The organism is Rhodobaculum claviforme (assembly GCF_016653255.1).
Lineage (GTDB): Bacteria > Pseudomonadota > Alphaproteobacteria > Rhodobacterales > Rhodobacteraceae > Rhodobaculum > Rhodobaculum claviforme.
Window position 1 is genome coordinate 1 of record NZ_NHSD01000222.1, and the last position, 11,862, is coordinate 11,862.

Sequence of the window (11,862 nt, forward strand, 5' to 3'; positions counted from 1 at the left end):
CCACGAGCCGTCCAAATGGACGCCCACCTTGCCGTCTCTTTCCAAGCCCAAACCTCCAACGCTCATGAGCGCAGAGAATGGCTTGGTCAGATCACCAGCGGGAGGAGGGGGTCGGCGTGGCGCTTACAGGAAAACCAGTCATGGACGGTTAGCACCGGGTCGCCTCCAAGCTTCAGGAATCGGCAACGCCAGTCCCCGCTCGGGTCGTGGTCGGTATCGAACGGCAAGGCCTCGCCCGACAGAGCCTCGGCGAGCGTTGCCACTGCGGCCGTGTCGGATACGCCGGTGGCCGTCGCGATCGCGGCCGCGCGGCGCGTGTCGAACTGCGCCAGGACCTCAACGTCCCGTTCCGACATCAGACCGACAATCGCGCCGTCCGCAGAGGCGGGCGCAGCCATCGTCCAGGATGCAAGCGCAATGGCGAAGGCTGCGGCAGGGACAGGTTTGCTCATCCGCCTCTCATGCTCCACCGTCTTTGGTGCCTGCAATGTGCCGCGCCGAGGTGGCGAGAACAAGGGTTGTCGGATCGGCCCGGATGCCGTCCCGTGCAATTCGGACGGGCCGCGCACGTGGATCATCATGCAGAAGGAGCCCGGCATGGGCCGGCACCGAAAACCGAAGACCACCCTTCGCGCGCCCTATCTCAGGCGCATTAGCTGGGCCCGACCGGCAGACAGACGCCCAGAAGAGTACCCTTTCTCCCTGCCGTTCCTGCGTGACCCGAGCTGGTACATGGAGTTCACGACGCCGGTGACCATCATCCTGGGCGAGAATGGCACCGGCAAGTCCACCTTGATCGAAGCGATCGCCGGCATTGCGGGTTATGACGAGACCGGTGGCGGCCAGGGCTATCGGCCCATCGACCATTCGCGCGCGATCGACACGGCGGGAACGGAACTGGTGGAGCATTTGCGCGCGGCCTGGCTGCCCAAGGTGACCGCCGGCTGGTTCTTCCGCGCTGAAACCTTCTGGGCTGTTGCCCGCTATCTCGATGATCTGCCCGGCGGAGGGCCGGACTTCCTGTCCCATTCCCACGGCGAGGGCTTCCTGCGCGTGTTTGCCGAGCGCTGCCGGTCACAGGGGCTCTATCTGATGGACGAGCCGGAAAGCGCGTTGTCGCCAGCCCGGCAAATGGACCTTGTGGAATTTCTTGCCGACATACAGCAGAACGCATCGGCGCAGGTCATCCTCGCGACCCATTCTCCCATCCTCATGGCGGTTCCGGGTGCCCGCCTTCTTCAGGTGACCCGCCTGGGTCTCGCCGAGATCGAGTTGGAGCAAACCCGTCACTTCAAGCTCTACCGCGCATTTTGTCAGGACCCCCGGGGGTTCATCCGGCACAGACTTCAAGAGCGCAAGGCACGGCGCGAGGACGAATAGGCACGATGCGCCCGGAGGATCCTCGCGCGTTCCGTTCTGGAGCTGGATGACTGCCGATGGATGTCTGGCGCGGTGCCAAGCCTGGACCGTGGAGAGCTGCGCCCTGGCCCCGCCGCAGATCCCGCTCGTCGTCGTCCCGGGCAACCACGACCGCCACGGCAATTGCGGGCGATGACTTTCTGCCGGACAGGGAGGGCCCTTTGGATCAGGTGATCGGTGCCTTCCGAGGGTCCGGCTGATCGGTCTCGATACGCTGGACGAGACCCGGACGGACGGCTCGGCCCGGATCGACGCCGCCGGTTGCGACTGGCTCGAGGCGCGGCTGGCCGAGGCGCCGGAGCGGCCCACGGTGGTGTTCATGCACCACCCGCCCTGCGCCACCGGCATCGGCCACACGGACGCCATCGCCTGCCAAGGCGCCGAGGCGCTGGCCACGGTGATCGTCCGCTACCCGCAGGTGCAGCGGGTGCTGGGCGGCCATGTCCACTGACCCGAGACGCTGCGCTGGGCCGGCACCGTGGCCAGCATCGCGCCCTCCCCCCTCAGTCAGGGAAGTTGTCGCGCGCTCTGATAGTGGAAGTGTATTCTGAGGCGGGTGGGACAGGACGACGGATTGGCTTGCTCACTGGAACGGAAGGCGGCGGTGCTGGCGAAGATGCTGCCGCCGAACAACATGCCCCTTGGCCGACTGGCCAAGGAGGAAGGGATCAGCGTGGCGACGCTTTCCAAGTGGCGGGCGGAGGCGCGGGCGAAAGGGCAGTTCCTGCCCGACACCAATGCCGGTCCGGAGGGCTGGACCTCCGAGGACAAGCTCGCGGCGGTGATAGGTGAGCCATTGTGTCGCCACTGGTTCGAGACCAATGACGAACGCGTCGCTGAACGAGGCGGAGCTTTCCCTGCGAGTCGCGATGGCCCTCGACGAGTTGCAGGTAGCTCCGGCCGCCCGATGTCATGATGCGCGTGTACATTGGACGAACAATGTGCACCCCAGAGCTCAAGATGCAGGAATACCTTGAGGAAACCGTGTTACAACACGATCACGCCGAAGTCGTCACTGCCGGGCCACCACCTCATTGAAAAATATCAGACCGCCTACCCGGGGGAAGACCAATTCCCACCCGCAAGTGTCGAACTTCGGGGCCAAGATACATATGGAAATGTCCGGTCCATTTTGGGAAATCTGATTCCAGATTCGGGATCCAGCGGTCAACATCGATGCATTTTCCGGGAGCGCGCGTCCTTTTCGCGCGCTCCACTACTTTTGGGCTTCACAACCTCTCTTTTTAACCGCCCCTTTTTATCGGCATTTTTGGGTGTTTCTGCCCGGCGGCGAATTGTGTCATAGCTCCGGCCAGCGGTTGCGCATTCGTTTTGCGTATGGAGAATGTCCGGTCATATGACGGCACAAAACAAATACGTTTTGCAGCACGAGCTTGACTGGGTGCGCACCCTCGGGGCGTCTCGAAATCTTGTTCTGGTGGCATCCAATCTCGGGGCGATGGAGATTGTCCTGACAAGCCTGATGAACAACGACAAGGGGATGACGGTGAGCAGCGCGGCCTCGGCGGTGCAAACTCCGTTCTGTTCCCATTCGGGCGCGCTCAAGCGGATCGCCCTGCTGCGCGAGGCCGGCCTGCTGGTCGCCGGTCCGGGGCGCAAGCGCAGCGAGGTCACGCTGCGGGTCTCGGAGGCCTTTGCGCAGGAGTTGATGGAGGCCCTGGGGCGCCACTGGGGCGCCCCCTCGGAGGTCGCGCAGCCGACGCCGAACGGCGATGCACGGCCGTCGGGTCGCGCCGCTGCCGGCGATACCAGGGTCGCAAACGGGGTTTCGACGTGACGGCGGCTTTGGCCGGCACGGCGAACAGCGGCGGGCCGATCCCCTCGGCCCGGCGTGTCGGGGCAACCCGGCGGGGCGTTGGCCGTGTCGCGGCGCGCTCGGGCAAGACGCCACAGGAAATCGAAGGAAGGACAGCAGACACATGCCGAAAGATATGATCCACGAGGACGCCGTGCTCGACGGCGCAGGCCGCGACACGCAGGCCCGGGACCGCGCCGTCGCCCAGATGATGAAGCTCTGGGAGGCCAAGGGCACCCGCCGGGCTGCCAAGGGCGCGGGCCTGACGCTGATGGCCGTGACGCTGGCGGCCTGTGGCGGGTCCAGCAGCAGCCCCACCACGCCGGTACAGCCCGAGCCGACCGAGCCCGAGACGCCGACCGAGCCCGAGACGCCGACCGAGCCCGAGACGCCGACCGAGCCCGGCGCGCCGGCCGCGCCGACCGTGACCGTGTCCTTCGACAACGCGACCGGCGAATTCACCGTCACCTCGGACGTGGAGGCGATCGCGCAGGCCGAGGACGGCGGCGCCGTCGTGACCGTGGCCGACGTGACCGAAGGTGAGGCCGACAGCATCGAGGTCCTGCTGACCGCTTCGGGGCTGGGCACACTGGTGTTCGACTTTGCCGATGCCGCCGACACGGTGGTGCTGGCCGAAGGCTCCACCATCGTCGGGTTCGACACGCTGGAGGTGCGCAGCGGCACCGTGGACGTCAGCGCCGCCGATCTGGGCGGTGTGACGGTGGTCGAGGTCAACTCGGGCGTCGTGATGACGGCGGCGCAGTTCCTGGCGCTGGAGTCGGTCATCGGGGCCGGGGCCGTGACCGTCATCGCCGCCACCGCCGCCGAGGCCGCCGCCGTGGCCGCCGCCATCGCCGAGGGCGCGGTGGAGTTGTCCGAAGGGCTGGTGCCCGTGGTCGTGGCCGCCGAGGGGGCCGACGCAGCCGTCGTCGCCGCCGTGGCGGAGGCCAACGCCAGCATCGAAATCAGCACCGATCCGGTCCTGACCGAGCTGCGCGATCTGGCCGCGGCGATCGGAGAGGTGGACGCCGCAGAGGCCGCCCGGGCCGCGTTCCTGAAGGACGCGGAGGACAACGACGCGGTCAAGGCCGAGCTGGAAGGTGATGAGCCGACGCTGGAAGAGATTGGCGAGGCCGTCGACGTCGCTGAAGGCACGACCGCGGACACGCTTGGGGACGAACTCTTCGGGCTTGGCGTGGTTGACGTGGCGGCTGATTTTGGGGGCGCCTCGGACAACGTGAAGGCGGGCCTGATCGCGGACGGGCGTGAAGCGGCGCAGAAGGCCGTCGACGACGCCCAGAAGGCGCTGGACGATCTGACGGCCGAGCTTGGCGAGATCGACGGACTGCTGCCGGCCATCGCGGCCGTCAACTCGGCCAAAGAGGCTGAAGTGGCAGCAGAAAAAGCCAGCGACGCGGCCGCTGCCGAGCGGGATTTCGTCCTCCAGGACTTCGCGGCGCGCAATGATCTTGTGCTTCGAAAGAATGAAGATGGTAAATCTTTCGAGGTCGACGACGACGGCGTGGTCAGCATCCTGATTGGCGACGAAGAGGCGCTCGGTACCCTCGACCTTTTCAAGATCGTCGACGGAAAGGTGGTCGACGGGCCGGACTTCGATGCCAAACTGGTCCGGATCGAAGAGCTGCGCGAGGCCGGTGCTGCAACGGTGGAAGCGTACGAAGCCGTAGAGCAGGCAAAAATCAGCCGGGAGACCGCCGAAGGGAAGCTCAGCGCGTTGGATGGCGACGTGGCCGAAGCGACCGTCTATGCCGACGGTGAGGCCGCGCGCGCAGCACTCAACGAGGCGCAAGGCAACCTCGACGGCGAAGAGGGCGCCATCGCGGCCCAGGAGAGCCTCGAAGACGCCATCGCGGCCTGGGAAGGCGCGACGGCCCTCAAAGAGGACCTGGGCGCGCTCGACGAAGCCGTTACCGACGCGAAGGAGGCCCGGGACGAGTTCGGCGAGGTCACGGAACTCGGCGCGCCCGGTGGGACGCTGCCCGGGACGGCCGAAGACGACATCTTCATCGTCACCGGCGCTGCGGAGGGCCAAGCCTTCACCATCGCCGACTTCGGCAAGGAAGGCGTGGACAGCCTGTTCATCGGCGAGGGCTACACCCTCGTCAGCCTGGCGGAGCTGGAGCAGGACATCACCGCCAATGTCGGCGACAGCACCGCGCTGGAGGTGTTCTGGGAAGAGGATGGGGACGACCTGATCCTGTACATCGAGACGGACGCCGAAGCCGGCAACGACCGTGGCGAGGCCGCGACCGAGGGGCTGGTGAAGGTTACGCTGACGGACTTCTCGGCGGCGGATCTGGGGACCGAAATCCTCGACAGCGGGATCCTGTACGCCACCCAGCCCGAGGTGGCCTGAGGCCCTCCGGCATCGGCGGGTCCCGTACGGGCCCGCCGGTGCCCCATCCCTCGCCGCCGGCGTGCGGCGGGGCCCTGTGGACGGCCCCCTCAGATCCGAGGGGGCCGTTTCCGAGCGCGGAGGTCAGATGCAGACACAATTCGAGATCGACGGGCGGCTGGTCGACCTGACGGAGGCGACCAGCCGGGCGCGAGAGCTGGCCGAGTCCATCACATTCGTCGATGCGCAGATCCGCCAGTTGCTGAACGAATGGGCCATCGCGGACACCGCCCGGCTGGCCTACCTCGCGGCGATCGCGCGCGAACAGCGGCCGGCGCGATGAGGGGGGACGGCATGGCCGACACGCTGAGCATCGACGGCCGGAATGTGGACGTGACGCAGCTGTCGCCCATCGCGCGCGCCACGCTGCTGCGGCTGGAGCAGGTGGACGCGGGTCTGGCCCTGCGGCGGCGGCAGCGCGCGGCGCTGACGATGGCGTGGAACGTCCATGTCGAGGCGCTGCAAGCCGAGGTGCTGCATGCGACGACCGGCATCGACATCGCCTCCTTGCTTTACGATTGAAGGACAGACGGCATGCCAAGAATTACCGTGGGCGGTATCGACTACAACACCGAGGATCTGACGGAGAACGGCAAGGCGCAGCTGGCGAGCCTGCAGTTCCTCGAGTCGCAGATGCGCAAGCTGAACACCGAGGTCGCCATCTACAAAACCGCCCGCGAAGGCTACTTGCGCGCGCTGCGCGCCGAGCTGGCGAAGGCCGGGCAAACGGACGCGGCGTCGCCCGACGCGCAGCCATGATGCGGGACTTCGGCCTGCGGAAGGTTGTGGCGCCCTCGGTCGTGGGGATACTGCTGGCGGGCTGCGCCGGGGCACCGGTGGAGATCGCCGACATGCGCGCGGCGGTGGACGCGCGTCTGGCACAAGATGTGGCGCCGCAGCCCCAGGACGCCACGGTGCCGCTGTCGGAAGGGTTTGCGCCCGCGCTGCGTGCGGCGGTGGCGGCGAATGCGCGCTACCGCTCTGCCGCCGCGCGCGAGCGGGAGGCCGCAGAGCGGATCGGCGTGGCGGCAAGCGCCCTGCGCCCTGCCTTGTCGGGCGATGCCAACATCGGTGCCATCCGCGAAACCGGGGGCCGGGGGCCGAGCACGTCCAATGCCGGGATCGCCGGCGGGCTGACGGTGTCGCAACTGGTGTACGATGCGGGAGGAACGGAAGCCGCGGTCAACCGCGCCACCGCCGAGGCCGTGGCGGCCATCGCCGATCGCCTGGCGGCGGGCAACGAGGTGGCGCTGAACGCCGGGCGCGCCTGGATCGACCTGTGGCAGTACTCCGAACGGCTGCGGCTTCTGCGCGGGCGGACGTCGGATATGGACATGCTGCTGACACAGATCGAACGCCTGTCGTCCACGGGAATGGTGGACCGGGCGTCGCTGGATGCGGCACGCCGGCAGATCGTCGACATTTCACTGGAGGAAACGCGCCTCGAAGCCGGTCTCGACGAAGCCCGGAGTCGATTTGCCCGATTCTTCAACGCGCGGCCATCCGAAGTTGGCCAGCCCGCAGCCATCCTCAGCGTGGACGAGGCGCGCCGTATGACCCGCAACTGGCAAAGGGCGCCGGACCTGCAGCGCGAGGCGGCACAGCTTCTGGCGGCGCAGGCCGCGTTGGTCGAGGCCAATGCCGCGTTCCAACCGCGGGCACGGTTGCAGGCCGGGATCAGAACACCGCTCGAGCGTGAGGAATCCACCGACCTCACGGTCGGGTTGATGCTGGACTACAGCTTCAGCGATGGCGGGCGGCGGGCACGGCAACTCAACGCCGCCCGCGAACGCGTCACGGCACAGGAAGCGCGGCTGGAAGACCTGCAAAGGGAACTCATGGCAGAGCTGGAGGGCGCGGATACGCAACTTGCCTCCATAGAGCGGTCGCTTCCGTTGGTGGTGCGCAAGATCGAGTTGAGCCGGTCCGAAGCCGAGACGGCGCAGTCCCAGATCCTGACGGGGCAATCATCGGTCCGGCAGGTCGTCGAGGCGGAGATCGAAGCCTATCGCGCCGAGGACCAGCGCGTGGTCCTCGCGGCGGAACGCCAGAGCCTGCTGCTGACGGTCGCAGCACGCACCGGAGAACTCCGCGCGCTGATCGCGCTGCAGGAGTGAGCCGGACCGCATTACCGGCCTTTCAAGGGATGTCCGACGACCATGGCTCGAACAGCTGCAGATGAAACTCCGAGCGTCAGGGGCGGGGCACTGGAGCCGCGCTCGAGGCCCGCAGCGGGTGCTGCGTCCGCCCCGCAGCGGGTGATCCCGCATCCCCCGTCGGCCCCAGGCGACGCGGAAGACGGCAATGGCAGGCCCGATGACCACCCGACCGCGCCCGGCGCGGCGGCGGCCGAGGCAACGCTTCTGCACGCCGTGCAGCACATCCTGGCACGCTCTGGGCTGGCATTCTCCATCGGGGCGATCCGCGATCTGCCGGACCTTACCAGCGATCAATTTGATCCCAGGTCTGCGATCTCGGCGCTCCGGCACGTCGGTTTCGAGGCGAGTTATGGTGAAATGGCCACAAGCAGACTGCGTCCCGGCCACTGTCCTGCGATCGGCTTCCGACGCACGGGCGAGGCCGTGGTCATTCATAGGATCGATGAAACAGGGACGACGCATCTTCGCAGTTTCGAACCGGATGGCGATCTCATCGAGCGGCACATCGACAAGGGCGATCTGGCTAACTATGTAGAACCCTACTTCATCCTGGCGCGCAAAGTTCACATGGCGGCGACGCGACGCGCGCCGAACGACTGGTTCTGGGGATCGCTGTTGCAAGGAAAGTGGCTGTATGGCCAGGTTCTTGTTGCAGCGGCGGTGACGAACTTCCTGGGGCTCTCGACAGCGCTGTTCATCATGGTCGTCTATGATCGGGTGGTCCCGAATGAGGCAATCGAATCCCTGATCGCATTGACGATAGGGGTCCTGATTGCGCTCAGCTTTGATTTCGTGATCAAGACGCTGCGGGCACAGTTCGTGGACCGGGCCGGCAAACGGGCGGACTCGCGCATGTCGCGGCTGATCTTCGACCGGATACTGGGCATGAAGCTGGACAGCCGGCGTCAGAAATCAGGCGCACTGGCAAGTATCGTGCGAGAGTTCGATACCCTGCGCGAGTTCTTCACCTCGGCCACGCTCGTCGCCGTGGTCGACCTACCCTTCATTTTCCTTTTCATCTGGGTGATCTCGCTCATCGCAGGGCCACTTGCGCTGATCCCACTCGTCGCGGTCCCCTTGGTCATCCTGGCGGGGTTGGTGATCCAGCCGTTTCTTGCACGGATCACCGAGGGCTCGATGAAAAGCAACATGTCCAAGCAAAGTGTTCTGGTGGAAACACTCAATGGTCTGGAGACCGTACAGGCGACCGGATCGGGCCGTTTGATGCGCAGGCGCTTCGAGGAAGCTGCCGATGCACAATCCAACCTCGGCCTCAGGAGCCGCATGCTGTCGCAGTTTGCCATCAACTCCGCAGCATCCATCCAGCAGCTCGCGCAGATCGGCACGATCTTTTACGGGGTGTTCCTGATCCAGGATGGCACGATCACGATGGGGGCGATGATTGCCGCTGTCATTCTGGGCGGGCGCACTCTTGCCCCGCTGTCGCAGCTGGCCTCGGCGATGTCGCGGGCAAACGGGGCAAGGGAGGCGTATCGGTCATTGTCCAAGGTGATGAACCCGCAGGAAGCAGAGGAAGAAGATCAACGCCCTCGGCTGAGCCGCCCGCATCTTGCCGGTCAAGTCGAATTCAAGGACGTGAGCTACACCTTCCCCGGGGCAAACAGCCCAATCCTTCGCGACGTGACGCTCAAGATTCCGCACGGGCAGAAAGTGGCCGTCGTCGGACGCATGGGGTCGGGAAAGTCCACGCTGGCGCGGCTGATCGCTGGGCTGATTGAACCGAACGAAGGCGCGATACTGATTGACGGCGTCGACCTGCGGCAAATCGACAGGTCGGACGTCCGCCGGAACATCGGCGTGATGTTGCAGGAAACATGGCTGTTCTCCGGAACAGTCAAAGAAAACCTTCAGATGGGGTTCTACGAGTATGACGATGCTCATCTGTTGAATATCGCCCGGATCTCGGGTGTGGATGATTTCGTGGCCGGGCACCCTCAGGGCTATGACATGGAACTCCAGGAACGCGGAGAAGGACTGTCCGGAGGCCAGCGCCAGTCGATCAACCTTGCCCGTGCCCTGCTGCATGATCCCGGCCTTCTGGTTCTGGACGAGCCGACAAGCGCCATGGACACCGCGACTGAACTGGCTGTGATCGACCGGCTGAAGGTCTGGGCGGCAGACCGGACGCTGGTGATGGTGACACACCGCAACTCCCTGCTGAAGCTCGCTGACCGTGTGCTGGTGCTCGACAGGGGTGTGATCGTGGCCGACACCACCCCCGACAAGTTCAGATCGCCGGCAAGGTCATGAGGAAAGCGTAATGGCGACGACGGACTTCAAGGCGCTCTCGCGTGAAATGGCAGGCCGCGAAGGTCTCGCTGGCTCTGCAATTCTGATCACGATAATCGCGATGCTCGTGCTGGCGTTGCTGTGGGCAAACTGGGCCGAGTTGGACAATGTCACGCGCGGAGAGGGACGCATCGTCTCATCAATACAGAACCAGATGGTCCAATCTGCGGAGGGCGGTGTGATCCTGCGCCGCTTCGTTTCAGAAAACAGTGCGGTCACTGCCGGCGAGGTACTGTTCGAGATCGACCCGGTGGACGCGAACAGCGAGTTCAACACCCTTGCCCAACGCTTGGCTGGTCTGGACATTCGCGAGGCCCGCCTCCGCTCCGAGATCAGCGGAGAAGACTTCGTTATTCCGGCAGACCTCAATGCACGTTCGCCGCTGGTTGCCCTGACAGAGCAGAGCCTGCATGCTGCCCGGATATCAGAGCTTTCCGGCCAACTGGACGTACTGGAGCAGCGGTTGCAGCAGCGCCGCCAGGACCTCCGATCGGCTGAGACCACGGTGGGAACCGCCGAACGAACCGCAGGCTTTCTTAAACAGGAGATTGCCGTGGTGGAGCCTCTTGTGCGCGACAATATCGCGCCTGCAACGCGACTTCTTGAACTGCAGCGCCAGTTGGAGCAGAGTACGGGTGAGCGTGATCGGGCGATGGTCTCGATTGACCAGGCGCGCTCCGGCATTCAGGAGCTGGAAAACGAGATCGAGAATGCAAGGGTCGGTTATCGTTTGCGCGCCATGGATGAGCTGAACGCCGTCGTTACCGAACAGAGCGAGTTGCGCGAGGCCCTTCCGCGTCTCGAGGAGCGTGTCAGCCGAACCGTCATCCGGGCCCCGATGGACGGGATCGTCAGCCGGTTGAATTTTCGCACGCCAGGGGGGTTCGTCAATACAGGCGACGTGATGCTGGAACTCGTGCCCACCGGAGAGGCATTGATTATCGAGGCTCGCATCCTGCCGCGTGATATCTCCCGTATCCGCCTGGATGACGGCGTGCGAATCCGCCTGTCGGCCTACGATTCCGCGAAGTACGGCACCGTAGACGGGCGGGTGATACGCATCAGTCCAGACGCGGTCGAAGATGAACCCGGCAGCGGAACAAGCCACTACATCGTCGATGTCGCAATCGAGGGTGAGCTTGTGCTCGAAACCGGGGAGGTCGTCACCTACATCCCGGGAATGACAGCAACCGTCGATGTGTTGTCGGGAAAGCGCAGCGTACTGGAGTACATCTGGCAACCGGTGGCCCGCATTCAGGAGCTGGCCCTCCGAGACTGAAGCCGGGCCGGTTCGGAAGTGAAATGCGCTTCTATCCGGCATAGCCCGGATAAGGCCCCAACTACGGCCTCCGAGCCCCATCCGGTGAATAAGGGGGGATTAGGAGACCTAAAATAGCTCTTCGCGACCACCACATATTTTAACCAAGTGGCTTATTGCCCTAGGCTCAGGACCCATTGATCTGCTTGTGGCTCGCCGGCTGGCGTGATTCACGGCCCTCGATCAATGGGGGGCATGATGAGTAATCTGTTCTGGCTGACGGACGCGCAGATGGCGCGGCTACGACCGTTCTTTCCCAAGAGTCATGGTAAGCCGCGGGTCGATGACCGACGTGTGCTGAGCGGGATAATCTTCATCAACCGCAATGGCTTGCGCTGGTGCGACGCGCCGAAGGACTACGGGCCGCACAAGACCCTCTACAACCGCTGGAAGCGGTGGGGCGAGATGGGGGTGTTCGCCCGGA

General features: G+C 65.1%; 13 protein-coding genes. 12 read left to right on the top strand and 1 reads right to left on the bottom strand.

Annotated features, from left to right (window positions below; genetic code table 11):
- Positions 1 to 86: 86 nt before the first annotated feature.
- Complete coding sequence (locus tag CCR87_RS07865; protein ID WP_201156992.1) at positions 87 to 452, bottom strand: DUF4893 domain-containing protein; 366 nt, start codon at positions 450 to 452, stop codon at positions 87 to 89.
- Between the two features lie 280 nt (positions 453 to 732).
- Here CCR87_RS07865 and CCR87_RS07870 point away from each other — a divergent pair, with 280 nt between their 5' ends.
- From CCR87_RS07870 to CCR87_RS07920, 12 genes are all read left to right on the top strand, one after another.
- A complete protein-coding gene (locus CCR87_RS07870; RefSeq protein ID WP_242511916.1) occupies positions 733 to 1,380 on the top strand; it encodes an AAA family ATPase in 648 nt (215 codons plus the stop codon).
- A gap of 358 nt (positions 1,381 to 1,738) precedes the next feature.
- The gene (locus CCR87_RS17515) at positions 1,739 to 1,870 is read left to right on the top strand and encodes a hypothetical protein (RefSeq protein ID WP_274609761.1); all 132 of its coding nucleotides are present in this window, start codon (positions 1,739 to 1,741) and stop codon (positions 1,868 to 1,870) included.
- Positions 1,871 to 2,023: 153 nt separating this feature from the next.
- Positions 2,024 to 2,335 carry a hypothetical protein gene (locus tag CCR87_RS07875; RefSeq protein ID WP_207186591.1) on the top strand — a complete coding sequence of 104 codons (312 nt, stop codon included), beginning with the start codon at positions 2,024 to 2,026 and terminating at the stop codon, positions 2,333 to 2,335.
- A 429-nt stretch (positions 2,336 to 2,764) separates the two neighbouring features.
- Positions 2,765 to 3,217 (top strand): hypothetical protein, encoded by a 453-nt coding sequence (locus CCR87_RS07880; RefSeq protein ID WP_201156993.1) that lies wholly within the window; start codon positions 2,765 to 2,767, stop codon positions 3,215 to 3,217.
- 154 nt (positions 3,218 to 3,371) lie between these two features.
- The gene (locus tag CCR87_RS07885; protein ID WP_201156994.1) at positions 3,372 to 5,612 is read left to right on the top strand and encodes a hypothetical protein; all 2,241 of its coding nucleotides are present in this window, start codon (positions 3,372 to 3,374) and stop codon (positions 5,610 to 5,612) included.
- A 127-nt stretch (positions 5,613 to 5,739) separates the two neighbouring features.
- Positions 5,740 to 5,934, top strand: a complete 195-nt coding sequence (locus CCR87_RS07890; protein WP_201156995.1) for a hypothetical protein — start codon at positions 5,740 to 5,742, stop codon at positions 5,932 to 5,934.
- A gap of 11 nt (positions 5,935 to 5,945) precedes the next feature.
- Positions 5,946 to 6,173: a hypothetical protein gene (locus CCR87_RS07895; RefSeq protein ID WP_201156996.1), complete on the top strand. Its 228-nt coding sequence runs from the start codon at positions 5,946 to 5,948 to the stop codon at positions 6,171 to 6,173.
- Positions 6,174 to 6,185: 12 nt separating this feature from the next.
- Positions 6,186 to 6,410, top strand: a complete 225-nt coding sequence (locus CCR87_RS07900) for a DUF6447 family protein (protein ID WP_201156997.1) — start codon at positions 6,186 to 6,188, stop codon at positions 6,408 to 6,410.
- A gap of 77 nt (positions 6,411 to 6,487) precedes the next feature.
- Positions 6,488 to 7,768: a TolC family protein gene (locus CCR87_RS07905; protein WP_201156998.1), complete on the top strand. Its 1,281-nt coding sequence runs from the start codon at positions 6,488 to 6,490 to the stop codon at positions 7,766 to 7,768.
- 141 nt (positions 7,769 to 7,909) lie between these two features.
- The gene (locus CCR87_RS07910) at positions 7,910 to 10,081 is read left to right on the top strand and encodes a type I secretion system permease/ATPase (RefSeq protein WP_338048893.1); all 2,172 of its coding nucleotides are present in this window, start codon (positions 7,910 to 7,912) and stop codon (positions 10,079 to 10,081) included.
- 10 nt (positions 10,082 to 10,091) lie between these two features.
- Entirely contained in the window at positions 10,092 to 11,399 is a 1,308-nt protein-coding gene (locus CCR87_RS07915) for an HlyD family type I secretion periplasmic adaptor subunit (protein ID WP_201157000.1), read from the top strand.
- A gap of 237 nt (positions 11,400 to 11,636) precedes the next feature.
- The coding region (locus CCR87_RS07920) for a transposase (RefSeq protein ID WP_201157001.1) at positions 11,637 to 11,862 on the top strand (226 nt) is incomplete at its 3' end.